20 protein-coding genes are annotated in these 22,987 nt (G+C 71.4%); 8 read left to right on the top strand and 12 right to left on the bottom strand.

Annotated features, from left to right (window positions below; translation table 11 throughout):
• Window positions 1-35: 35 nt before the first annotated feature.
• Both acnA and IEZ27_RS04830 read right to left on the bottom strand, forming a co-directional pair.
• The gene (gene acnA / locus IEZ27_RS04835) at window positions 36-2,765 is read right to left on the bottom strand and encodes an aconitate hydratase AcnA (protein ID WP_189646106.1); all 2,730 of its coding nucleotides are present in this window, start codon (window positions 2,763-2,765) and stop codon (window positions 36-38) included.
• Window positions 2,766-2,910: 145 nt separating this feature from the next.
• The gene (locus IEZ27_RS04830; protein WP_125646343.1) at window positions 2,911-3,639 is read right to left on the bottom strand and encodes a metal-dependent hydrolase; all 729 of its coding nucleotides are present in this window, start codon (window positions 3,637-3,639) and stop codon (window positions 2,911-2,913) included.
• A 311-nt stretch (window positions 3,640-3,950) separates the two neighbouring features.
• Between IEZ27_RS04830 and IEZ27_RS04825 the strand changes: the two genes are divergently transcribed.
• The 4 genes from IEZ27_RS04825 (at window position 3,951) to IEZ27_RS04810 (ending at window position 7,051) form a co-directional block, all read left to right on the top strand.
• A complete protein-coding gene (locus IEZ27_RS04825) occupies window positions 3,951-4,703 on the top strand; it encodes a PadR family transcriptional regulator (RefSeq protein WP_189646105.1) in 753 nt (250 codons plus the stop codon).
• Window positions 4,704-4,758: 55 nt separating this feature from the next.
• A complete protein-coding gene (locus IEZ27_RS04820; protein ID WP_189646104.1) occupies window positions 4,759-5,253 on the top strand; it encodes a DUF1707 SHOCT-like domain-containing protein in 495 nt (164 codons plus the stop codon).
• A 90-nt stretch (window positions 5,254-5,343) separates the two neighbouring features.
• A complete protein-coding gene (locus IEZ27_RS04815; protein WP_189646103.1) occupies window positions 5,344-6,024 on the top strand; it encodes a DUF6879 family protein in 681 nt (226 codons plus the stop codon).
• Window positions 6,025-6,178: 154 nt separating this feature from the next.
• A complete protein-coding gene (locus IEZ27_RS04810) occupies window positions 6,179-7,051 on the top strand; it encodes a CAP domain-containing protein (protein ID WP_189646102.1) in 873 nt (290 codons plus the stop codon).
• Window positions 7,052-7,090: 39 nt separating this feature from the next.
• Here IEZ27_RS04810 and mug read toward each other — a convergent pair whose 3' ends face one another.
• The 6 genes from mug to IEZ27_RS04785 all read right to left on the bottom strand — a co-directional run bounded on the left by mug (window position 7,091) and on the right by IEZ27_RS04785 (window position 14,222).
• Entirely contained in the window at window positions 7,091-7,588 is a 498-nt protein-coding gene (gene mug / locus IEZ27_RS04805; protein ID WP_229823272.1) for a G/U mismatch-specific DNA glycosylase, read from the bottom strand.
• A 31-nt stretch (window positions 7,589-7,619) separates the two neighbouring features.
• Complete coding sequence (locus tag IEZ27_RS04800; RefSeq protein WP_189646101.1) at window positions 7,620-9,014, bottom strand: sugar porter family MFS transporter; 1,395 nt, start codon at window positions 9,012-9,014, stop codon at window positions 7,620-7,622.
• Window positions 9,015-9,099: 85 nt separating this feature from the next.
• Window positions 9,100-9,225, bottom strand: a complete 126-nt coding sequence (locus tag IEZ27_RS54875) for a hypothetical protein (RefSeq protein ID WP_268246035.1) — start codon at window positions 9,223-9,225, stop codon at window positions 9,100-9,102.
• A gap of 67 nt (window positions 9,226-9,292) precedes the next feature.
• A complete protein-coding gene (locus IEZ27_RS04795; RefSeq protein ID WP_189646100.1) occupies window positions 9,293-11,752 on the bottom strand; it encodes a polynucleotide kinase-phosphatase in 2,460 nt (819 codons plus the stop codon).
• Window positions 11,736-13,253, bottom strand: a complete 1,518-nt coding sequence (locus IEZ27_RS04790) for a 3' terminal RNA ribose 2'-O-methyltransferase Hen1 (RefSeq protein ID WP_189646099.1) — start codon at window positions 13,251-13,253, stop codon at window positions 11,736-11,738. The genes IEZ27_RS04795 and IEZ27_RS04790 overlap by 17 nt, the downstream gene beginning before the upstream one ends.
• 54 nt (window positions 13,254-13,307) lie before the next feature.
• Window positions 13,308-14,222 (bottom strand): LLM class F420-dependent oxidoreductase, encoded by a 915-nt coding sequence (locus IEZ27_RS04785; RefSeq protein WP_189646098.1) that lies wholly within the window; start codon window positions 14,220-14,222, stop codon window positions 13,308-13,310.
• A 119-nt stretch (window positions 14,223-14,341) separates the two neighbouring features.
• Here IEZ27_RS04785 and IEZ27_RS04780 point away from each other — a divergent pair, with 119 nt between their 5' ends.
• Genes IEZ27_RS04780 through IEZ27_RS04765 form a run of 4 tightly spaced genes read left to right on the top strand, consistent with a single transcriptional unit; the run spans window position 14,342 to window position 18,195 of the window.
• Window positions 14,342-15,346 carry a glycoside hydrolase family 18 protein gene (locus tag IEZ27_RS04780; RefSeq protein WP_189646097.1) on the top strand — a complete coding sequence of 335 codons (1,005 nt, stop codon included), beginning with the start codon at window positions 14,342-14,344 and terminating at the stop codon, window positions 15,344-15,346.
• 37 nt (window positions 15,347-15,383) lie between these two features.
• Entirely contained in the window at window positions 15,384-16,502 is a 1,119-nt protein-coding gene (locus tag IEZ27_RS04775) for a sensor histidine kinase (RefSeq protein WP_189646096.1), read from the top strand.
• Window positions 16,499-17,599 (top strand): sensor histidine kinase, encoded by a 1,101-nt coding sequence (locus IEZ27_RS04770; protein ID WP_189646095.1) that lies wholly within the window; start codon window positions 16,499-16,501, stop codon window positions 17,597-17,599. Before IEZ27_RS04775 ends, IEZ27_RS04770 begins: the two co-directional genes overlap by 4 nt.
• Window positions 17,596-18,195, top strand: a complete 600-nt coding sequence (locus IEZ27_RS04765) for a response regulator transcription factor (RefSeq protein ID WP_125646369.1) — start codon at window positions 17,596-17,598, stop codon at window positions 18,193-18,195. The genes IEZ27_RS04770 and IEZ27_RS04765 overlap by 4 nt, the downstream gene beginning before the upstream one ends.
• A 2-nt stretch (window positions 18,196-18,197) precedes the next feature.
• Here the strand turns inward: IEZ27_RS04765 and IEZ27_RS04760 are convergent, their stop codons facing one another.
• The 4 genes from IEZ27_RS04760 to IEZ27_RS04745 form a co-directional block, all read right to left on the bottom strand.
• Window positions 18,198-19,340 (bottom strand): DUF418 domain-containing protein, encoded by a 1,143-nt coding sequence (locus tag IEZ27_RS04760; RefSeq protein ID WP_189646094.1) that lies wholly within the window; start codon window positions 19,338-19,340, stop codon window positions 18,198-18,200.
• A gap of 143 nt (window positions 19,341-19,483) precedes the next feature.
• Window positions 19,484-19,840, bottom strand: a complete 357-nt coding sequence (locus IEZ27_RS04755; RefSeq protein WP_189646093.1) for an STAS domain-containing protein — start codon at window positions 19,838-19,840, stop codon at window positions 19,484-19,486.
• A gap of 652 nt (window positions 19,841-20,492) precedes the next feature.
• Window positions 20,493-20,813 (bottom strand): GYD domain-containing protein, encoded by a 321-nt coding sequence (locus IEZ27_RS04750; RefSeq protein WP_189646092.1) that lies wholly within the window; start codon window positions 20,811-20,813, stop codon window positions 20,493-20,495.
• 829 nt (window positions 20,814-21,642) lie between these two features.
• Window positions 21,643-22,893, bottom strand: coding sequence for a class I SAM-dependent RNA methyltransferase (locus tag IEZ27_RS04745; protein ID WP_229823269.1), 1,251 nt, complete (start codon window positions 22,891-22,893; stop codon window positions 21,643-21,645).
• Window positions 22,894-22,987: the final 94 nt, after the last annotated feature.

Raw genomic sequence — 22,987 nt, 5'->3', positions numbered from 1 at the left:
GCCGGCTCTTGACCGTACGCGGGCGCGGGAAGTCACTACTTGGCCAGCAGCGAGCGCAGGACGTACTGCATGATGCCGCCGTGGCGGTAGTAGTCGGCCTCGCCGGGCGTGTCGATGCGGACGACCGCGTCGAACTCCACGTCACCGGCCTTGACGTGCACCGTGGACGGGATGCCGCCCCCGTTGAGCGCCTCGACGCCGGTGATGTCGAAGGTCTCCTCGCCGGTCAGCCCGAGCGAGTCCGCCGTGGCCCCCTCGGGGAACTGCAGCGGGAGCACGCCCATGCCGATCAGGTTGGAGCGGTGGATGCGCTCGTAGGACTCGGCGATCACGGCGCGCACGCCGAGCAGCGCGGTGCCCTTGGCCGCCCAGTCGCGCGAGGAGCCCGAACCGTACTCCTTGCCCGCGAGCACCACCAGCGGCGTGCCGGCCTCGGCGTAGTTGACCGAGGCGTCGTAGATGAACGACACCGGGCCGTCGGCCTGGGTGAAGTCGCGGGTGTAGCCGCCCTCGGTGCCGGGCGCGATCTGGTTGCGCAGGCGGATGTTGGCGAACGTGCCGCGGATCATCACCTCGTGGTTGCCGCGCCGCGAGCCGTAGGAGTTGAAGTCGCGGACCTCGACGCCGTTGGCCTGGAGGTATTGGGCGGCGGGGGTGCCGGTCTTGATCGAGCCGGCCGGCGAGATGTGGTCGGTGGTGACCGAGTCGCCGACCTTGACCAGCACGCGGGCGCCCGAGATGTCGGTCACCGGCTCCGGCTTCTCCGGCATGCCGTCGAAGTAGGGGGCCTTGCGCACGTACGTGGAGGACGGGTCCCACTCGAAGGTGTCGCCGGTCGGGATCGGCAGCGAGCGCCAGTGGTCGTCGCCCTTGAACACGTCGGCGTAGTCGCGCTCGAACATGTCGCGGCCGATCGAGGAGTTGACCACGGCCGCGATCTCCTCCGGCGCCGGCCAGAGGTCCTTGAGGAACACCGGCTGCCCGTCGGAGCCGAGACCGAGCGGCTCGGTGGCCAGGTCGAGGTCCATCGTGCCGGCCAGCGCGTACGCCACCACGAGCGGCGGCGAGGCCAGGTAGTTCATCTTGACGTCGGGGTTGATCCGGCCCTCGAAGTTGCGGTTGCCGGACAGGACCGCGGTGACCGCGAGGTCGTTGGCCTGGATGGCGTCGGAGATCTCCGTGGGCAGCGGCCCGGAGTTGCCGATGCAGGTGGTGCAGCCGTAGCCGACCAGGTTGAAGCCGATCTTGTCGAGGTACGGCTGCAGCCCGGACCGCTCGAAGTAGCCCGTGACGACCTGCGAACCCGGGGCCAGCGAGGTCTTGACCCACGGCTTGCGGGTCAGGCCCTTCTCGACGGCGTTGCGGGCCAGCAGCGCGGCGCCGATCATGACGTACGGGTTGGAGGTGTTGGTGCACGAGGTGATCGCGGCGATCGACACGATGCCGTGGTCGATCTCGAACGACGTGCCGTCGGCCAGCGTGACCGGGACCGGCTTGTGCGGCCGGCCGCTGTCGGCGCGGGCGTTGGAGGCGGGCGCGTCGGAGGCGGGGAAGGACTCCTCGCCCTCCTCGTCGACGCCGTCGACCACGTAGTTCTCGACGTCGCGGCGCCAGGTGGCCTTGGCCGCCGACAGCTCGATGCGGTCCTGCGGACGCTTGGGGCCGGCGATCGACGGGACGACCGTGCCGAGGTCGAGCTCGATGTACTCGGAGAAGACCGGCTCGGGGCCCTGCGGGTCGAGCCAGAGGCCCTGGGCCTTGGCGTACGCCTCGACCAGCGCGACCTGCTCCTCGGAGCGGTCGGTCAGGCGCAGGTAGTCGACGGTCTGGCCGTCGATCGGGAAGATGGCGCAGGTGGAGCCGAACTCGGGGCTCATGTTGCCGATCGTGGCCCGGTCGGCCAGCGGCACGGAGGAGACACCCTCGCCGTAGAACTCGACGAACTTGCCGACGACGCCGTGCTTGCGCAGGATCTCGGTGATCGTCAGGACCAGGTCGGTGGCGGTGGCGCCCGCGGGCAGCTTGCCGCTGAGCTTGAAGCCGACCACGCGCGGGATCAGCATGGAGATCGGCTGGCCGAGCATCGCGGCCTCGGCCTCGATGCCGCCGACGCCCCAGCCGAGCACGCCGATGCCGTTCTCCATCGTGGTGTGGGAGTCGGTGCCGACGCAGGTGTCGGGGTAGGCCTTGCCGTCGCGGATCATCACCACGCGCGCCAGGTGCTCGATGTTGACCTGGTGGACGATGCCGGTGCCGGGCGGGACGACCTTGAACTCGTCGAAGGCCGTCTGGCCCCAGCGCAGGAACTGGTAGCGCTCATGGTTGCGCTCGTACTCGCGCTCGACGTTGCGCTGGAAGGCGTCGGGGTGGCCGAAGTAGTCGACGATGACGGAGTGGTCGATGACCATCTCGGCGGGCGCGAGCGGGTTGATCCGCGCGGCGTCGCCGCCCAGGTCGCGCACGGCCTCGCGCATCGTGGCCAGGTCGACGACGCAGGGCACGCCGGTGAAGTCCTGCATGATGACGCGGGCGGGCGTGAACTGGATCTCCACGCTGGGCGCCGCGTTGGGGTCCCAGCCACCGAGCGCACGGATGTGGTCGGCGGTGATGTTGGCGCCGTCCTCGGTGCGGAGGAGGTTCTCCAACAGGATCTTCAGGCTGTACGGGAGGCGTGCGGCGCCCTCGACGGCGTCAAGCCGGAAAATCTCGTACGCCGCGTCTCCGACGCGTAGCGTGTCACGGCTGCCGAAGCTGTTCGCGGACACGGTGATTCGCCTCCTCCATCAGACAATTGCTCACTTGAATCCTGCCGCACCCACGGAACGACACGTACGTTAGGTGAACCTAACCTGCGGGACTCGCGGCGGATGTCTCGACGTCAAGATATTACTACGGTATCTCGACATCAAGTTAAAGCGGGGCCAGCCGCCAGAAGAGCAGCCCGATGATCGCGACGGACAGGATCGGCGCGAGGATCTTCTGCTCGAACTTCTTGCCGGTCTTGATGCCGATCTTCCACGGCAACACGAACTTGGCGCCGAGCGGCCAGAGCACCGGGCATCCCCGTTCGGTCATGCAGTCGCCGACCACGTGGATCAGGCAGCCGACGCCCACGGCCAGGCCGAGCCAGGCGTACCCGACGTGCAGGGAGAGGAAGACGGCGTAGAGGCCGGCGGTCAGGCCGATGTTGATCATCGCCGAACCGGCCTTGTTGCCCGGGATGCCGACGCCGATGGCCCGCAGGGCCAGCCCGACGAGCAGCACGACCACGATGTCGCGGCCGATCGGATAGGTGTTGGCCAGCCAGTGGACGCCGAACCCGAGCGCCGCGGCGAAGACCAGCGAGTGCGTCATGCCGCGGTGGCCGCCGCTGATCCACGACACGAACTTGCTGAGCAACCAGGTCACCGGACCGAAGGTCTGGGCGATGGTCGCGCTGGGATGGTCGAGGTCGGGCAGCATGGCCGCGCCCGCGCAGACCAGGGCGCCGGCGATCAGCTCGGCCGGGCCGAGCGCGCCGGCCATGATGCCGGTGTCGATGAACCGGGAGCTCTCGTTCAGCAGCGGAAGTGCGGCGAGCGGCGGCGCCAGCGCCAGCCAGGCGATCGCCCCGGTCATCGCGTGCGTGTGCCCCATCATGATCGGGACTGTATTGCAAAGAGCCGCTTTACGCGGAGAGCCCCGCCGCACGAGCCTCCGGACGGTGGAACGGTCCGGCCCGAAGTACCCGCAAACGCAGACGAGGTCGTCTCCGCGGCGACAGCACCCCCCAGCCCTGCCGACGCGGAACGACCTCGTCTGCTCTGTTCAACGGCGCTCATCCCAATACTGTTCCCCGATTCCGCAACTTTTTCGTGATCTGTCTCACTCTCCCCAACGGCTTGTGAACGAAACAGTAGCGATATATCGTTGACGCATCGAGAACAGATCGCGATAGAAGGAGAAAAATCATGAGTTACACACACGCAGCGGGCGGCGAGTGGTTCGGCCCCCGCGAGAACCTGCGCGCGGCCCGCGAGAAGCTGAGGGCCATGGCCGACGCCTTCGAGCAGATGGGCGGCCATCACCACCATCACCGGGGCGGCGACGGACAGGGCGAGCGCCGGCAACGCGGCAGGCGCGGCGGGCCGGGCGGACCGTTCCCGTTCGAATTCGGCCGCGGCGGCCCCTTCGGTCCGGGCGGGCCTTTCGGTCCGGGCGGCCCCTGGGGCGGACACCACGGCTGGCGCGGCGGCCGGGGCCGCAAGGCCAAGCGGGGCGACGTCCGCGCCGCGATCCTGGCCCTGCTGGCCGAGGAGCCGCGCAACGGCTACCAGGTCATCCAGGAGATCGCCGAACGCAGCGAGGGCGGCTGGAAGCCCAGCCCCGGCGCCGTCTACCCGGCGTTGCAGCAGCTCACGGACGAGGGCCTGGTGATCGCGGAGGAGAACGAGGGCCGCAAGACCTTCCGCCTCACCGACGAGGGCCGCGCCTACATCGAGGCGCACGCCGACGAGGTACGCGCCCCCTGGGACGACATGCGTCCGGACATCGACGACAACACCGCCGATCTCTGGCACATCGCCCGACAGTCGGCATTTGCCATGATGCAGGTTCTTCAGACCGGAAACGACGCACAAATCCGCGAAGCGCGTAAGACTCTGGTTGAGACCCGGCGCAAGCTCTACCAGATCCTGGCCGACGGCGAACCGGGCGAGGAGTAACCAGGTGACCGGCTCCGCAGCGACAGGCCGGTTCGGGGAGAGCGAGGAACCAGGCATGGACCACAACGATCTCCGTATCGGCGACGCCGAGCGCGAGCAGACGATGGCGGCCCTGCGCGAGCACTTCGCACAGGGCCGTCTGACCCACGAGGAACTCGACGAGCGGCTCGACCGGGCACTGGCCTCCAAGACGGTCCGCGACCTCTCCCAGGTGACGGCCGATCTGCCCGGCCAGGCGCCCGCCTACAGCCCCGGCTACGCCCCCGCCCAGCAGCTCCCCCAGTTCGACCGGGACGCCTGGCGCGACGCCATGCGGGCACACCGTCAGCAGATGCGGGCCATGCACCACGGGCAGGCGGGCCGCCGCTGGAACCGCCACCAGGGTCATGGGCGGGGCCACCACGGTCCCGGACCGTTCCTTCCCTTCCTGATCGTCTTCGGGGTGCTGGGGCTGGTCTTCGGGTTCGGCTTCTTCAAGATCCTGCTGGCGGTCTTCCTGGTGGCCACCGTGTTCAACCTGGTGCACCGCCGCTTTCACTACCGCGGGTGACCGTCACGCCCCTTCGTGATGTTGGGCCTTGACCCGGATCAAGCTCCATTTCATGATCTGGGCGGGTCTCACCGAGCGAAGGGGCGTCGCATGATCAAGCCGGGTTCCGTGCTGGCCGTCACGAATCCGTTCGCCGCCGTGGGCGGCGCCGGCGCACTCGTCCTGGACGCGCCCGGCTACCTGGCCGCCTTCGAGCGCGACCACGCGGGCTGCGCCGCTCCCCTGTGGAAGCTGGAGCGCGCCCAGAGTTTCTACGAGCCCGACGTGGCGAGCTGGCGGGCCATGATGGACGGCGACTGGGCCGGTTCCCTCGCCCTGTCGGAGAAGATGGCGCCGCTGGTGGCCGGCTACTTCCGCCACCGCGTGCCGGTCCGGCGGGTGCGGGTGGTGGAGTTCCCGGTCAGCCCGTACCTGCAGTGGGAGATGCATCTGCTGGACATGCGGGCCAGGGCCGGCTCGCCGTGCCGGGTGGTGTCCGCCGCGCGCGTGGCCGCCCTCGAACCGCTGCCCGAGCTGGTGATCTTCTCCCCCGAGCTGATGTACGAGGTCCTCTACGACGAGTACGGCGGCGGCGCGGGCGGCCGGCGCATCACCGATCCCGGCGTGGTCGGCCCATGCCTGCGGGCGGTCGAGGAACTGTTCGCCGAGGGGGAGGACGTACGCGACTTCCACCGGCGGGAGATCGTGCCGCTGCCGCCGCCGTCGATCACCGACGAGATGCGGGCCGCGGTGCCCGCGTACGCCCACAGGACCGAGGAATTCAGGGTCTGACAGCCCCCGGGCGTGGAACGGGCCAGGACGCCTCTGGGGACACTTTGGTTTACCCGGACCTCAAGGAAATTTCGCAAATATCGTGACATAGGGGTTCTGGTCCCACCAGAATGCGGTGCGATCCAGCGTCCATCGCAACTGGAGGAAGCCCCCGATGCGCAAACCCCTAGGGGCACTCGCCGGCCTCGTGAGCCTGGCCGCACTCTGTACGCCGATGACCACGGCCGAGGCCGCCACGGCCGGCAGCGAGGCCGCGAGCCGCTGCCGGGTCACCGTGGCCGCCCCTCGTGTCAACGACTCCGCCCAGATCGTCTCCGCCGCCACCCGCCGGGGCTGCCGTACGGACACGCTGCTGCGCGTGCGCGTCAAGCGCGCCGTCCCGGGCCCCGACCCGGTCGTCAAGAGCGGCGCCACCAGGTCCGGCAGCCTCGCGCTCACCCTGCCGTGCGCGCCCGGCGTCTACTACGCGGTCGCCACCGACTACCGCGGACGCGGCGCGAGGTCCAAGGCGGTCAAGCTGTCCTGTGCCCCGGCCGGCACGCCGACGCCCACCCCGACGACCTCGGCCACCCCGTCCCCCAAGCCCAGCGGCACGCCCACCGCCACCCCGACCGGCACCCCGGGCGGCGGCGCCGTGGGCACCGCGGAGGAGAACGAGGTCCTGAAGCTGGTCAACGCCGAGCGGGCCAAGGGCGACTGCAAGCCGCTCAAGCACGACCCGCAGCTGCGCGCCGCCGCGTTCGGCCACTCCTCGGACATGGCGGCCAAGAACTACTTCGACCACACCTCGAAGGACGGCCGCAGCTTCATGGACCGGATCAGGGCGGCCGGCTTCACCGGCGGCACCGCCTTCGCCGAGAACATCGCCTTCGGCCAGGCCACCCCGGCCTCCGTGATGAGCTCCTGGATGAACAGCTCCGGCCACCGCGCCAACATCATGAACTGCCGGTACACCGTGATCGGCGTCGGCGCGGCCAAGAACGCCCAGGGCCGCATCTACTGGACGCAGGACTTCGCGGCCAAGTAGCCCCGCGCGGGTGCCCCGCCACCGCGGGGCACCCGCGGCTCAGTCCAGCGACGCCCGCAGACGGGCCATCTCTTCGGCGATCGTGGCCACGGTCCAGTGGGCGTTGAGCCCGCTCGGGTTCGGCAACACCCACACGCGGGCCCCGCCGACCGTCTCGGGCTGCGGGCCGATGACCGACCTCGGCCGCGCGAAGGCCGTCCGGTACGCCGAGATCCCCAGCACCGCCAGCACCCCCGGCCCCAGCTCCGCCACCTTCCCCGCCAGGTGCCGCCCGCCCTCGGCCAGCTCGTCCCTGGTCAGCTCCGACGCCTTGGCGCTGGCCCGGGGGACGATGTTGGTGATGCCCAGCCCGTACGAGGGGAGCAGGTGCTGCTCGGCGGGGGCCAGCAGGCGCGGCGTGAAGCCGGACAGGTGGAGCGCCGGCCAGAACCTGTTGCCCGGCCGGGCGAAGTGGTGGCCGGTGGCCTCGGACATCAGGCCGGGGTTGATGCCGCAGAACAACACGTTCAGACCGGGACCGAGCACGTCGACGAGCACGTGCCGGAGATTAGCCCACCGCGCGGCCTGGTCAGCCCATGTCTTCGAGCTTGCGGCCCTTGGTCTCCTTGACCCATTTGGCGACGAAGAGGAGGGACAGCAGGGCGAACAGGGCGTACATGGCGTAGGTGAGCGGCAGGTTCCACTCCGACAGCGCCGGGAACGAGACCGTGATCGCCCAGTTGGCCAGCCACTGCGCGGCGGCGGCGACGCCGAGCGCGGCGGCGCGGATGCGGTTGGGGAACATCTCGCCGAGCAGGACCCAGACCACCACACCCCACGACAGGGCGAAGAACAACACGAACACGTTCGCCGCGACCAGCGCGATCGGCCCCTGCGGGCTCGGCAGCGCGCCCCCGGCGCCCGTGGCCGCGCTGAACGCCCAGGCCGCGGTGCCCAGCGCGATCGTCATGCCGGCCGAGCCGATCAGCAGCAGCGGCCTGCGCCCGATCCGGTCGACCAGCGAGATCGCGATGAACGTGCCGATGATGTTGATGATCGAGCTGGAGAAGCTGATCAGCAGCGAGTTGCTCTGGTTGATGCCCACCGACTGCCACAACACGGACGAGTAGTAGAAGATCACGTTGATGCCGACGAACTGCTGGAACGCCGACAGGATGATGCCGATCCAGACGATGGGCAGCAGCCCGAACGCGCGTCCGCGCAGGTCCTTCAGCCCCGGCACGCGCTCGGTCCTGAGCACGTGCTGGATCTCGGCGATCCGGGTGTCGAGGTCCACGTCCTCGCCCTCGACCTCGACCAGCACCTCGCGGGCCTTCCTGGACCGGCCCGACATGATCAGGTAGCGGGGGGACTCGGGGATGGCCGAGGCGAACAGCAGGTACAGCAGGGCCGGGACGGCGCACGCGCCCAGCATCCACTGCCACGCCTGCAACCCCCACAGATGGTTGTTGACCTTGCCGCCGGCGAGCTGGGCGATCAGGTAGTTGACGAGCTGCGAGACCGCGATGCCGAGCACGATGGCGAGCTGCTGGAACGAGCCCAGCCGCCCCCGGTAGGCGGGCGGCGCCACCTCGGCGATGTAGGCCGGCCCGAGCACCGAGGCCATGCCGATCGCGAAGCCCGCCATGACCCGCCACACCGCCAGGTCCCAGATCGCGAACGGCAACATCTGCCCGATCGAGCTGACGGTGAACAACACCGCGGCCACCTTCATCGACCGGGTACGCCCCCACCTGTCGGCCAGCCCGCCCCCCACCCAGGCACCCAGCGCGGACCCGAGCAGCGCGATGGCCACGACGAAGCCGATCTCCACCGCGCCCACCCGGAAGTGCCGCTGGATGCCGGTGACCGCGCCGTTGATGACCGAGCTGTCGTAGCCGAACAGGAACCCGCCGATGGCCGCCGCGGCGGTGATGAAGACGACGTGGCCCAGATGCTCCTGATGGGTGTGCCGAGTAGCCATGAAGGTCCCTTCCCCGTGATCGGGGACCTACCCGGCGGTCACCTCTGTAGCGCGGCGCTTACCCAACCTTGGCACAGAACCGGTGTCAGCTCCTGGTCAGCCAGAAGACCGCGATCACGACGAGCGCCACCGCCGTCGCCACGGCGTACAACAGCAGGGCGCGTCCGAGTCTGCGCCGGACGTAGCCGGGACGGTGGCGGTCGGCGGTCATCTCGTCTCCTTCGAAGGGGCCGGGTTCATGGGCGCGAGATCACAGACGCGGCGTCAAAGGAACGGCGTCACAGGCGCGGGTCCACGGGCTCGGACTCCAGGGCGAGCACCGCGAAGACCGGCTCGTGCACGCGCCAGCCCGCCTCGCCGTCGGCCAGGCGCGACAGCGCCTCCAGGCCCAGGGCGTACTCGCGCAGCGCCAGCGAGCGCTTCTTGCCGAGGAAACGCCGGCGCAGCACGTCGAGGGACTCGGTGTAGTCGGGCCCGTAGATGATCCGCAGGTACTCCCGGCCCCGCACCTTCACGCCGGGCTGCACCCGGCCGGGCACGTACGCGGCCGACTTGACCACCATGCCCTCTCCCCCGTCGGCGGTCAGCGACTCCCACCAGGCGGTGGCCTCGGCCCTGGACTCCGGCGAGCCGAGCGTGACGAACACGTGCCGCGTCGGGGCGATGAGCGGCGAGTCGAGCAGCGCCAGCGTGGACAGGTGCCAGGCGTGCGGCTCCAGCGCCGTGGCCCGCCCCTCGCAGGCCAGGATCTGGAACGGCGCCACCCGGATCCCGTCCAGCCCGTCGACCGGCCAGCAGTAGCGCGCATAGGCGTCGCGGAACAGGGCAGCGTTGCCGGAGCGGCGTCGGGTGCGGGTCAGCAGCCCGCTCACATCCAGCCCGCGCCCGGCCGCCGCCTCCAGAGCCGCGACCGCCTCGGGCAGCACGGCCCGCGCGGCCGCGCCGACGGAGGCGTACTGGGACCTGATCAGCTCGCCCGCCTTGGCCGACCACGGCAGCAGCTCGCAGTCGAGCACGACCCAGTCCGAGCGCAGCTCCTCCCAGAGCGGCGCGCAGGCCGTGCGCAGCGCGTCGACCAGCGGCGCCATGTCCCGGAAGAACGGCCGCCCGGTCCGCGTGAAGACCGCGCCCGCGCTGCCGTCGGTCACGCCGAACCGGGCCGCGGCGACCTCGGGCGTCCTGGCCAGTACGGCGACGGCCCGCGAGCCCATGTGCTTCTCCTCGCACACGACCTCGCCCACCCCCGCCGCGGCGAACTCCTCGAACGCCTCGTGCGGGTGCTCCAGGTAGCCGTCGAGCCTGGACGTCTCCGGCGGCGCCATGGTCGGCGGCAGGTAGACCAGCCAGCCCGGATCGACCGCGAACCGGCTCATGACCTCCAGCGCGGCGGCCGCGTTCTCCTCGCGCACCTTGACCCGGCCGCCGGAGCGGGTCTCGACGTGCCGGGTGCCGATCACGTCGCCGACGTCGAGCGTGCCGGGCTCGCGGGAGGGCGCGCCGAGCGGCTTGGCCGGCTCGTACCAGACACGCTCGGCCGGGACCTGGACGATCTCGCGCTCCGGGTAGCGCAGCGCGGTCAGCTGGCCGCCGAAGACGCAGCCGGTATCCAGGCAGATCGTGTTGTTGACCCACTCGGGCGTGACCGTGGGCGTGTGGCCGTAGACGACCATGGCCCGGCCGCGGTACTCGTCGGCCCAGGGGTAGCGGACCGGCAGGCCGTACTCGTCGGTCTCGCCGGTGGTGTCGCCGTACAGGGCGAAGGCGCGTACGCGCTTGGAGGCGCGGCCGTGGTAGGACTCCTTCAGCCCGGCGTGCGCGACGACGAGCCGGCCGCCGTCGAGCCGGTAGTGGCTGAGCAGGCCGTCCATGAACGTCCTGGCCCGCTCGGCGAACTCGGGCGGCCCGGCGGCGAGCTGGTCCAGCGACTCGCGCAGGCCGTGCGCGACCGTGACCTTGCGGCCGTTCATCGCGCGTACGAGCTTCTGCTCGTGGTTGCCCGCCACGCAGATCGCGGTGCCCGCCTCGACCATGTCCATGACCAGGCGCAGCACGCCCGGCGTGTCCGGCCCGCGGTCCACCAGGTCACCGACGAACACGGCGGTACGGCCCTCGGGGTGCGCGAGACCCTGCCAGCCCAGCTTCCGCAGCAGCGCCTCCAGCTCGGCCCGGCACCCGTGCACGTCACCGATGACGTCGAACGGGCCGGTCAGCTCGGTCCGGTCCGACCACGCCCTCTCGTACGTGATCTCGGCGTTGTCGATCTCCTCCAGGCCGCGCAGCACGTGCACCCGGCGGAACCCGTCGGCGGAGATCTTGGACAGCGAGCGGCGCAGCTCCTTGCGCTGGCGGATCACCACGCCGGGGCCGAAGTCGCGGTCGGGGCGGGCGGCATTGCGCTCGATCGCGACCTCCTCGGGCGTGTCCAGCACGATCGCGTCGGCCAGCACGTCGTGCTTCCTGGCCAGCTCGATGAGGCTCTTGCGGGCCGGGTACTGAACGTTGGTGGCGTCCACGACCGTGAACAGGCCCCTGGACAGGCGCATGCCGACGATGTGGTGCAGCAGGTCGAACGCCGCGGGTGTGGCGGCCTGGTCGTTCTCGTCGTCGGACACCAGGCCGCGGCAGAAGTCGGAGGAGATGACCTGCGTGGGCTTGAAGTGGCGGCGGGCGAAGGTGGACTTGCCGCTGCCGGAGATGCCGACGAGCACCACGAGGGACAGCTCAGGAACGCTGATCACGGGTGAAGACTCCCATCTGGGTGGGCGGGCCGACCTCGGGGTCGTCCTCGCCGACGGGTTCGACGGCGACGTGGTAGCCGTACCGGGCGGCCACCCGGGCGGCCCACTCGGCGAACTCGGCGCGGGTCCACTCGAAGCGGTGGTCGGGGTGGCGCAGGCCGGTCAGGAACTCGTAGCGCACGTTGTGCTCGATGTTGGGGGTGGTGACCAGCACGTGCCGCGGCTGGGCGCGGCCGAACACGACCCGTTCGAGCGCGGCCAGGCGCGGCGGGTCGACGTGCTCGATCACCTCCATGAGCACCGCGGCGTCGTAGCCCGACAGCCGCTTGTCGGTGTAGGTGAGCGCGCCCTGGAACAGGGTGAGCCGGGCCCTCTTGCCGTCGGGCATGCGGTCCAGGCGCAGCTTGCGGGCGGCGATGGTGAGGGCCATGGAGGAGACGTCCATGCCGGCGACGCGGGCGAACCTGGGCCTGGCCAGCAGGGCCGCGACCAGCTCGCCCTGACCGCAGCCCAGGTCGATCACGCTGACCGCGCCCAGCTCTTCGAGCCGGGCGAGCACGGCCTCGCGCCGCAGCGTGCTGAGCGACTTCGCCTTACGTCCCTCAGGGGCGGCCGACCCCTCAGCGGCGGACTCCTCAGCGACGGGCTCGCCGTCGGCGGGCTCGTCCGTGGTGGGCTCGCTGTCGGTGGACTCCCCGTCGGTGGTGGGCTCGTCGGGGGCGGGCTCCTCGGCCAGGGGTGGTTCCAGTTGCTCCTCGGTCTCGTCGCCCAGCTCGGCGAGCCTGGCCAGCGCCGTACGCGCCAGCGACCAACGCCGTCCCAGGTAGCGCCGGGTGATCAGGCCGCGCTCGGGATGCCCGCCGAGCCAGCCCGTCCCGGCCCTGATGAGCTTGTCGACCTCGTCGGGCGCGATCCAGTAGTGCTTGCCGTCGTCGAGCACGGGCAGCAGCACGTAGAGATGGTTGAGCGCGTCGGCCAGGAGCACGGTGCCGCGCAGGGTGAGCCGTACGTACCGGGACTCGCCCCACTCGGGGAAACCCTCGTCGAGCGGCAGCGCCTCGGCCTCCACCGCCCACCCCAGCGGCTCGAACAGCCGCCGGGCCAGCTCGGGGCCGCCCCGGCAGGGCAGCGCGGGCAGCCGGATCTCCAGCGGCAGCGGGGTGCCCGGCAGCTCGGGCCTGGCCTTGCAGCGTCCCGCCCGCGCGGTGCGGAAGACGTCGGCCAGCGCGACGGCCAGCAGCGACGAGGCCGCGTACGGGCGGTCGTTGACGTACTGCGACAGGCTGAAGTCGGGCGAGTTCCTGCCGCGCGACCTGACCAGCGCGATCGGGTCGACCTCCAGCAGGAGCGCCACCGTGCAGCGCTCCTCGCCCGCCTCCGGGTAGAACACCGTGGCCGTGCCGAACGACTGGCCGAACTCCTGCACGCGCTCAGGATGCTTGTGCAGGAGAAAGCCCAGGTCGGTGGCCGGGTTCGCGGTGGTCGTGATCGTCAGCAGCACGCCCCAAGTGTGCCGTAGCCGGGCGAACCGCCGCCAACGGATTAGCCACCGGAATCACACGTGCGGCAGCACCTCGGCGGCGATGAGCTCCAGGTGTTCGAGGTCGGCCAGGTCGAGCACCTGGAGGTAGATCCGCTCGGCCCCGAGCCCGGCGAACGCGTCGAGCTTGGCCAGCACCTCGTCCGGCGTGCCGCACAGGCCGCTCTCGCGCAGCGCGCCGGGGTCCTGGCCGATGGCCGCGGCGCGCCGCTCGACCTCGGCCCGGTCGGCGCCCACGACGACGGTCTGCGCCGCCGACAGGATCAGCCCGCGGCCCGCCGCGTCGGCCGCCGCGCGTACCCGCGCGAACGCCAGCCCGGTGTCGGCCACGGTGTGGAACGGCACGTTGTACTCATCCGCGTACGCCGCCGCCAGCCTGGGCGTGCGCTTGGCGCCGAAGCCGCCGATGATCAGCGGCGGCCTGGGCCGCTGGACCGGCTTGGGCAGGGCCGGCGAGTCCACGAGCCGGTAGTAGCGGCCCTCGAAGGAGTAGGAGTCCTTCGCCGTCCACAGGCCGGTGATGATCTCCAGTTGCTCCTCGAACCGGCCGAACCGCTCGCCGAGCGGCGGGAACGGGATGCCGTACGCGGAGTGCTCACCGTCGAACCAGCCGGTGCCGAAGCCCAGCTCGACCCGGCCGCCGCTCATCTGGTCGACCTGCGCCACGCTGATCGCCAGCGGGCCGGGCAGCCGGAACGTGGCCGGCGTCACCAGCGTGCCGAGCCTGATCGTGGACGTCTCCCTGGCCAGGGCGCCGAGCGTCACCCAGGCGTCGGTCGAGCCGGCGCCCGGGTCGCCCGGACCGATGCGCTGGTAGTGGTCAGAACGGAAGAAGGCGTCAAAACCCAGGCGTTCGGCGGCCTGGGCGACGGCGAGCAGGTCGTCATAGGTGGCGCCCTGCTGGGGCTCGGTGAAGATCCGCAGCTTCATGATGCTCATTATCCGCACACATCGGACGCCGCCCGGAAAAGGCCCGCGCCATCCGGCGGACGCTTGCTACCTTCACCCTCAACCGCTGAAAGTAACCGATCGATCACCATGGGTGTCATATGCCGCGAAAGAGAAGAGAGTCCGGCACGCTGCCCCGGCCGCTCGCGGTGCTCGCCGCGCTCGTGCTCGCCGGCGCCACGGGCCTGGCGATCCGGATGTTGCCCGCGGGCGCCACGCCCGCTTCGACACCTGCCGCGGCCCCCGCGCCCGCCCCGCCGCCGCCCAGGGTGCCGGTGGCCGTGCCGGAGCGGACGGGCTCGTTCATGGGGTTCGTCGACACCGCCGCCGACCCCGGGTTCGACCTGGCGGCCGAGTCCCGCCGCACCGGCGTGACCCGGTACGCGCTCGGCCATCTCGTCGCGGGCGGCGACGGCTGCCTCCCCCGGTGGGCCGGGCCGCCGCGGCCGGGCGGCGATCCGGTGGCCGCCGGGCTCGGGCGGCTCAGGGCGGCGGGCGGTGACGCCTTCCCGGTGTTCGGCGGGCCCGGCGGGCCCGAGCTGGCCGTGGCGTGCACCAGGCCGGGCGGTCTGGCCACCGCCTACCGCAAGGCGGCCGGCGCGTTCGGGGCCGGCACGATGGGCTTCGAGGTCCGCGACGCCGCCGACCCGGCCGCCGTGCTGCGAAGGGCGCGGGCGCTGCGGGCCCTGCAACAGGAACGCCCGCTGCGGGTGTGCTTCACGCTGCGGCTGGAGCCGGACGGGCTGGACGCGGCCGACCTGGAGATGCTGCGCGCGACCCGGCGGGCCGGCGCCCGGGTGGACACCGTCGAGCTGCTGGCCGAGATGGAGCCGCGTACGGCGCCGTCGGGCCGGCTGCGCAGGCTGGGATCGGCCGTACGGGCGGCGGCCGGGCAACTCGCGCGGGCCTGGGCGCTGCCCGGCGAGGAGCAGGTGTGGGCGCGCCTCGCCCTGACCCCGGTGCTGGCCCGCGGCGGCGATCTGGACGAGTCGGAGGCCGGCAAATTGTCCGCGTACGCCGTCCGTCACGGGCTGGCCTGGTTGTCGTTGCGCGGCACATCTCCCAAACCGGACGTCTCACGCATTCTCTGGCGTACCCACTCCTGACATAGGATTTTGCACGATCCAGGGGGGGAGGGAACCGATGGCCGGTCGTGCCGACACCGCGCGGAAGATCCTCATCTACTGGATGGACGCCATGTACGTCCTCCTGGGCCTGGTGTTCGTGACCCTCGTCACGATCTTCGCGATCCAGGGCGTGATCTCCGTCCCGCAGGCGGTGCTCACGGCCGCCTGCCTGGTCGGCCAATTCTCGTTCTTCCCCGGCCTGCTCAGGGCCGCCTTCGACGGCCGGCCGCGGCCCACGTCCAAACTGGTCCTGTCCGGGGTGCTGGCGGCCGGCTCGGTGTTGCTGCTGCCGCACCAGGAGTTGTCGTACACGGCCACCTGGCTGGAGACCGGCGTGCTGTGGGTGTCGATGGTCGCGTTCTACCTGCCGCTGTGGGCCACGGCCTGCGTGGGCGCGGCGGTGGTCAGCCTGGTCAGCGGGTACGTCGTGCTGATCACCGACCGGACCTGGCTCGGCACGCTGCTCCCCGAGGCGGCCAGCTGCCTGTTCGTGGTCGCGGCCATGCTGCTGTGGCGCTGGCTCTGGTGGACGATCAGGGACGCCCACGACGGGCAGGAGGCCAAGGCCCGCCTGGCCATCGCCGAGGAACGCCTGCGCTTCGCCCGCGACCTGCACGACCTGCTCGGCCGCAGCCTGTCGGTGATCACGCTGAAGAGCGAGCTGGCGGCCAAACTGGCGGCCAAGGACCAGGCCAGGGCCCTGTCGGAGATGGACGAGGTGCGCCGCCTGGCGACCGGTTCGCTGGCCGAGGTGCAACTGGCCGTGGACGGCTACCACACGCTCGACCTGGACGCGGAGCTCACCGGGGTGCGGGCCGCGCTGGAGGCGGCCGGCGCCCGGTGCCTGATCGAGACCAGGGTGGGCGACCTGTCCCCCGCCGGGCGCACCCTGCTGGCGTGGGTCGTGCGCGAGGGCGGCACGAACGTGCTCAAGCACAGCTCGGCCACCACCTGCGCGATCACCATCGACGGCGGCGTGCTGGAGATGCGCAACGACGGCGTCAGGGACGCCTGCGCGGCCCCGGGCAGCGGCCTGCGCGGCCTGTCCGAACGCCTGACCACGGCGGGCGGCTCGCTCTCGGCCGCCCCCACTCCCACCGGCGAGTTCCTGCTGCGCGCGGCGGTGCCCGCATGAGACGTCCGACCCGCCTGGACAAGGTCCGCTGGCTGATCGTCTACTCCACCGACTTCCTCCTGCTGGTGCCGGCCACCGGCTTCTACAACCTCTACGTGCTCCGCGAGACGGTCGGTCTGCCCTGGCAACCCCTCGTGGCGGCCGGCGTGCTGCTGCTGGTCTTCATGGCGCTGACCACGCGGCCGTTCAGGATCGCCGTCCGGGGCGGCCGCCGTCCGACGGCCCTGCTGGCCGTGACCGGGGTGCTCGCCCTGGTCCTCACGGCCTGCACGATCCTGTACGCGATCCCGGCGTGGCTGGCCATGCTGGCCCCCTTCGTCCGCCGGCGCACGGTCGTCGTGGCGTCCGCCGCCTGGGTCGCCGCGCTCGTCCTCGGCGTCTCGCTGACCCTCGGGATGCCTCTGGAACTGCTGCTGGTGATCGTGACCCTGGCGGTGTTCACGGTGCTCTGCGTGGGCGGCGTGCTGGCGAACCTGTGGTTGTGGCGGATGGCCAAGGAGGCGCACGAAGGGCAGGAGGCCAGGGCCAGGCTGGCGGTCTCGGAGGAGCGGCTGCGCTTCGCCCGCGACCTCAACGACCTGCTCGGGCAGAGCCTCGCCGACATCTCGACGAGGACGACGGGCGCGGCGCGATCGCTGCCGGCCGACCCGGCCGCCGCCGAGCGGGCCATGTTCGAGGTACGCGACCTGGCCAGGCGGTCGCTGCGCGAGGTGCGCGCAGTGGTGCAGAACTACCGGGCGCTCGACCTGGACGAGGTGCTGTCCAGCGTACGGGCGGTGCTGGAGGCGGCCGAGGTCCGCTGCACGGTACGGGCCGAGACCTCCGCGCTGACCCCGGAGGTGCGCACCCTGCTCGCCACCGTGGTCCGCGAGGGCGCCACCAACGTGCTCAAGCACAGCAAGGCCGAACGCTGCACGATCACGATCGAGAACGGGGTTCTGGAGATGTCCAACGACGGGGTGAGCGGCCCGGTGGGCGAGCACGCGGCCAACGGGCTGGCGGGCCTGGCCCAGCGGGTCGGCGCGGCGGGCGGCGTCCTGCGGGCCGAGCAGACGCCCGGCGGCGGCTACCTGCTGCGCGCGGCGGTGCCGGCATGACCACCCGGGTGTTGCTCGCCGACGACGAGCACCTGATCCGCGGCGCGATCGCCGCCCTGCTCGACCTGGAGGACGGCATCGAGGTCGTGGCCCAGGTGGGCCGCGGCGACGAGGTCGTGGACGCGGTCGCCGAGCACCGTCCCGACGTGGCCGTGCTGGACATCGAGATGCCCGGCATGGACGGCCTGAGCGCCGCCGAGCGGATCAGTGCGCAGTGCAAGATCGTCATCCTGACCAGCCTGGGCCGCCCCGGCTACCTGCGCCGGGCGATGGCCGCCGGGGTGAGCGGCTTCCTGGGCAAGGACGCCTCCGCCGAGGAGCTGGCCATGGCGATCCGCAAGGTCATGGCGGGCGGGCGCTACCTGGACGCCGAGCTGGCCGCCGCGGCGATGGCGGCCGGCGACAGCCCGCTGACCGAACGGGAGCGCGACGCGCTGCGCCTGGCGGGCGACGGGGCGACGATCTCCAGGATCGCCGGCGAGCTCCACCTCACCGAGGGCACCGTGCGCAACTACCTGTCCAGCGCCATGACCAAGCTGAACGCCCAGAACCGGCTGGAGGCGATCCGCACCGCCCAGCGCATGGGCTGGCTCTGACCTCAGCGCCAGTGGGTGATCCGGCGCAGGACGTACTCCACCGGGCCGTGGCGGTGGGTGCGCAGCCAGCGTCCGCTCGCCCACACGAGCACGGTGTAGATCACCAGGGCGACGCCCATCACCGCGAGGGGTGACAGCCTGCCCGCGAGCGCGAGGCCGTACCCGGTGAAGACCAGGGCGATGAGCAGCGACTGGCCGACGTAGTTGGAGGCGGCGACCCGTCCCGGGGCGGCCAGGACGCGGCCCGCCGCCGGGAACCGGTCGATCACCCGGAGCAGGGTGGCGACGTACGCGGCCGCCAGCAGGATCGAGGTGATCGTGTTGACCGCGTTGCCGATCAGTTCCGCGGCGCCGCCCCGGCTCGCGCTCCAGGCGTACAGGAGGCCGCCGGGCAGGCCGGCGCCGAAGCCGATCCACTGCACCCTGCTCAGCAGGCGGGACCGGCTCGCCAGGCCCTCCAGCAGCCCGGACTTGCCGGCCGCGAGCCCGAACAGGAACATGGCCAGCGCGGTCGGCCCCTGGAAGATCCAGATCATGGTCACCAGCGGCGGGTAGATCTCGGTCTGCATCGTCAGGAAGTCCAGCGGGCCGCCGGTGGCCAGGGCCAGCACGCGGGCGGCCTCGGCCGGGTCGGCCGCGACGGGCTGCCCGGCGGCCGGGTCGAGGGTCGTCAACCAGGCCAGCGCCAGCCAGAGCAGGGTCAGCACGCCGATGATCGCCGAGCCGGCGATGACGGCCGTCCTGGGTCTGAGCCCGCGCAGGGCCAGCAGGGCCACTCCGAGCACGGCGTACAGGGTGAGGATGTCGCCGACCCACAACAACAGGCCGTGGGCCAGGCCGATGACGAACAGGGCCAGGCACCGGCGCAGCGTCCTGGCCCGTACGCTCGCCCCGGCCCGCTCGGCGGCGCGCATCTGGAGGGTGAAGGAGTACCCGAACAGGAACGAGAAGACGATGTAGAACTTCGTCAGCACGAAGGCGGTGACGGCCAGGGCCACGGGACCGTCGGGGACGGGCATGGTGCCCGACAGCGCGTACCCCGGGTCGGACAGGAAGCCGATGTTGGCGACCAGGATGCCCGCCAGCGCGAACCCGCGTACGGCGTCGACCTCCTGAACCCGGCCCGCGAGGGTGGTTTGCGTCATGCTCCGACGCTAGGGACGCCTCCCCGGGCGGCGCGTCCGTCCTTGGTCTCGGCGGGGGTGACCAAAGGCGGGCTCAACGGGACGGGCTCAGCGGAACGGGCCGGTCACGGCGGGCTCAACGGGAAGGGCCGGTCACGGCGGGCTCAGCGGGACGGGCCGGTCGCGGCGGCCACGGCGGCCTCGGTCGTGGGGAAGACCGGTAGGTGCGCGTCGACCCCGGTGATCTCCAGCAGCCGGGCGGGGGCGCCCCGCGGGGCGGCCAGGTGGACCCGCGCGCCGTGCCGCACCGCGTCCTGGTGGCAGGCGAGCAGCACGTGCAGCCCCGCGCTGTCCATGAAGGTCATCGCGCTCAGGTCGAACACCACGTGATCGGCCGGGTGCGCCCTGGCCGACCGGACGTGCTCGCGTAAAAGTTCGTGGTTGGTGGCGTCGACCTCGCCGCGCACCTCGATCACCGTCACGCCGGGCAGGTGCCGGTGGCACATCGTCAGCGGCGTCATCGGCGGCCTGTCCGATCCTGAGTGACCCGTGCCTCCGGAGGCGACCATGGATGCACGATAGACAGCTTCGCCGCCCCGGCGTTCCGGCAAACCGTCACGATGAGGTCACGCCTTCGGGGCCGCCCGCCCCTCACCGCCGCCCGGCGACCGGCAGCGCCACGCACTCGACGTGATGGGTCGTCGGGAGCACGTCGAATCAGCATCGTTGGAGGCTACCGCGATGCGATCACGCGCCAGGCGCCGCCGTACGCTGCCGGTGCACGATGGTCTTCGACCATGCGTCCGGTTCGCGAAGGTCGCGCACGACATGGGCATCGCAGGAGACACCACACCATGATCACCACCCGACTCACCGTCCGGCCGTCCGACGTCTGGCTGAGCACATCGGCCGAACTGGTGCAGACGTGGCGATCACAACTCCAGCGAACTCTTCCCCAGAGGAGTCATCTGGTCCCTCGCGATCACCGGAAGCCCCAGTTCAAGGCGAGCAGATGTGAGGAACACCCATTCAGCGGCCCAGAGGCGCTCAAAGTTCTCTGTGGGGATGCTCTCCGCCTCACACTCGGCACGGGCCGCGGCGACGGCGCGAGCACGTCTCACCTGTCCTGAGGAAGCCGTACAGGCCGTCGCCGCGCCTGCGACCGCTCTGCCGTCACGAGCCAGGAGCCCGGTAGGCGACCTCGGTTCGCGTGGCCTCGTCGACCTCCTCCGGCGTCAGCAGGACGATCGTGTTCGTCCGCACAGCCCCAGACGCCGAAACAGCGAGAGCCAGCGCGGCCGAGGCCGCATTGCTCGGCAGATCGAGGATCACATACGTGTCCGTCTCGCCGAACGCGAAATACATCTGCTCGACTCGCCCGCCGACGCTTTGCGCCAGGCGATCGACCGCTTGCCGACGTGCGCTGCCGCCGTCTCGTAGCAGCCCCCGGAGGCCCTCTGTGGTGTAGGTGGATTGCAGCAGGTATTTGGGCATGAGCGGCCTTCCTCGTCTCGTGCCATCGCCTTGGCGAGCCGTTGCGGTCACGGGTCGAAGTTCTCTGCTTCGAGTGACGGTAACCCCACCCGCTGTCCTGGGTTTCACCCTGCTGCCCGGCCCTGCCCGGACGGGTGGGACGGCGACGGCTGGATCGTCCTCGACACCGACTGCGAACCTGTCAGTACAGCAAGGCGGACGCCCACGCGATCTCCATCCCGCTCGGCCTGTACGTCCGCCGTATCGACTGCGGAACGGGACCCGTCAACGGCATGCTCCCCGAAGCGGTCGAGGTGATGCGCCGCTGGAAGCAGGACGGCGATCGCATCATCGGCCCTTGGCCCTGCGGTGGGCGTCCTGGTCGGCCTTGCTCGGAATGCACGCCTTGATCCCACGCCGGCGCAGATGAGTCCGGTTGGCCTTTCTGGAGTAGGCCTTGTCGGCCAGGACCCGGTCCGGGCGGGTCCTGGGAGGGCCGCAGCCCGCCCGCATTCGCCCCACGATCTACCGACTGCGCCACGCTATGGAGTGCGGCATCAACCTGCTTAACGGCGGCATGGCAACCCGATGCGACAAAATGAAACACGGCCTGGTCGCAGACGACGGTCGGACAGGCACCGGCTGAATGTCGGGTCGTTCGTCGGCCGGCCTCCCGATGACGATGAGGGCCGACCGATCTGCAGCACGAGGACGCCCCGTCACCGGATCTCGATGGCGAGGCGTTTCTCGATCGTGCGCTGTACATACGTCATGATCTTGGAATATCCAGAATCAACCTGACGCGTCGTGGAACTTATCCTGTTGTCCCGCTGCTGGTCAGGGCCACGAATCAGCGCTTCACCAGCAGCGCCACGCACTCCACGTGGTGGGTCATCGGGAAGGCGTCGAAGGCGCGCAGGTCGGTCAGCTCGTAGCCCAGCTCGCCCAGCCACTTGAGGTCTCTGGCCAGCGTCGCGGGGTCGCAGGAGACGTAGACGATGCGCAGCGCCTCAAGGGCGGCGACGCGCTCGACGACCTCGCGCCCGAGCCCCGCCCGCGGCGGGTCGACCACCACGAGGTCGGCGCGCTCGATCTGGAACCGGTCGAGCGCCTCCTCGACCCGGCCGCGCTCGATCCTGGCCTGCGGCAGGTCGCGTAGGTTGGCGCGGGCGTCGCGGACGGCCGCCGCGTCGGACTCCAGCCCGAACACCGCGCCCTCCGGCCCCACCGCTTCGGCCAGCCCGGCCGCGAACAGGCCGACCCCGCAGTAGAGGTCGAGCGCCCACTCCCCCGGCTCGGGGGCGGCGTAGGCCAGCACCGCGTCGAGCAGCGTCTCGGCCGCCCCCGGATGCACCTGCCAGAAGCCGCTGCCGGCCACCCGGAACTCGCGGTCGCCCACGTGCTCGCGCAGCACGCCCGAGCCGCGCCGCGGCACGGTACGGCCCTTGCCCTGGTCGAGCAGGATCGAGGCGGGCGCGTCGAGCTCGGGCACGGTCACGCTGCGCCGCGGGCGCGGCGAGACCACCACGGCACGGTCGCCGGCGGCGGAGGCGATGACCTCGATGCCCGCCGCGCCCGGCCATTCGTGGTCCTCCGCCGCGACCGCCTCGACCTCGGGATGGGCGATCAGGCAGGCGTCGACGACCTCGATCTCGTGCGAACGGTGGCGGCGGAAGCCCAGTTCACCGGCGGGCGTGGCGGCGAACTGCACGCGGGTGCGCCAGCCGAGCCCGTCCTTGGCGCCGGGCACCTCCTCCACGACGACCTCGCGCTCGATGCCCGCCAGGCGGTGGAGCTGCTCGGCCACGACCTGGGCCTTGAGCCGGCGCTGCGCCTCCAGGGTGGCGTGCTGCCAGTCGCAGCCGCCGCAGCGGCCGGGGCCGGCGTACTGGCAGGGCGGGACGACGCGGTCGGGCGAGGGCTCCAGGATCTCCACGGCGTCGGCGCGCAGGAACCGGGTCGTCTCCTCGGTCACGTCGGCGATCACCCGCTCACCGGGCAACGCGTGCCGGACGAAGACCACCCGCCCTTCGTGGCGCGCCACACACCAGCCGCCATGCGCGACCGGACCTACCGTCAGCTCCAGAGATGCCTGTTCCACACCCCCACCCTATGGTGAGCCGCCACACGCGACGGCCGCGTGCCCCGCGCCACCACCCACATGACTACTATTCGGACTTGATTCAATACTCTAG

Source organism: Nonomuraea spiralis (assembly GCF_014648435.1).
GTDB lineage: Bacteria > Actinomycetota > Actinomycetes > Streptosporangiales > Streptosporangiaceae > Nonomuraea > Nonomuraea spiralis.
This window is presented reverse-complemented; position numbering and strand designations above follow the sequence as displayed.

Bases quoted from the DNA above. Each gene is read 5' to 3' on its own strand.
- IEZ27_RS04830 (WP_125646343.1), bottom strand. From the start codon at position 3,639: ATGATGGGGCACACGCACGCGATGACCGGGGCGATCGCCTGGCTGGCG.
- IEZ27_RS04825 (WP_189646105.1), top strand. From the start codon at position 3,951: ATGAGTTACACACACGCAGCGGGCGGCGAGTGGTTCGGCCCCCGCGAG.
- IEZ27_RS04820 (WP_189646104.1), top strand. From the start codon at position 4,759: ATGGACCACAACGATCTCCGTATCGGCGACGCCGAGCGCGAGCAGACG.
- IEZ27_RS04815 (WP_189646103.1), top strand. From the start codon at position 5,344: ATGATCAAGCCGGGTTCCGTGCTGGCCGTCACGAATCCGTTCGCCGCC.
- IEZ27_RS04810 (WP_189646102.1), top strand. From the start codon at position 6,179: ATGCGCAAACCCCTAGGGGCACTCGCCGGCCTCGTGAGCCTGGCCGCA.
- IEZ27_RS04800 (WP_189646101.1), bottom strand. From the start codon at position 9,014: ATGGCTACTCGGCACACCCATCAGGAGCATCTGGGCCACGTCGTCTTC.
- IEZ27_RS54875 (WP_268246035.1), bottom strand. From the start codon at position 9,225: ATGACCGCCGACCGCCACCGTCCCGGCTACGTCCGGCGCAGACTCGGA.
- IEZ27_RS04785 (WP_189646098.1), bottom strand. From the start codon at position 14,222: ATGAAGCTGCGGATCTTCACCGAGCCCCAGCAGGGCGCCACCTATGAC.
- IEZ27_RS04780 (WP_189646097.1), top strand. From the start codon at position 14,342: ATGCCGCGAAAGAGAAGAGAGTCCGGCACGCTGCCCCGGCCGCTCGCG.
- IEZ27_RS04775 (WP_189646096.1), top strand. From the start codon at position 15,384: ATGGCCGGTCGTGCCGACACCGCGCGGAAGATCCTCATCTACTGGATG.
- IEZ27_RS04770 (WP_189646095.1), top strand. From the start codon at position 16,499: ATGAGACGTCCGACCCGCCTGGACAAGGTCCGCTGGCTGATCGTCTAC.
- IEZ27_RS04765 (WP_125646369.1), top strand. From the start codon at position 17,596: ATGACCACCCGGGTGTTGCTCGCCGACGACGAGCACCTGATCCGCGGC.
- IEZ27_RS04760 (WP_189646094.1), bottom strand. From the start codon at position 19,340: ATGACGCAAACCACCCTCGCGGGCCGGGTTCAGGAGGTCGACGCCGTA.
- IEZ27_RS04755 (WP_189646093.1), bottom strand. From the start codon at position 19,840: ATGACGCCGCTGACGATGTGCCACCGGCACCTGCCCGGCGTGACGGTG.
- IEZ27_RS04750 (WP_189646092.1), bottom strand. From the start codon at position 20,813: ATGCCCAAATACCTGCTGCAATCCACCTACACCACAGAGGGCCTCCGG.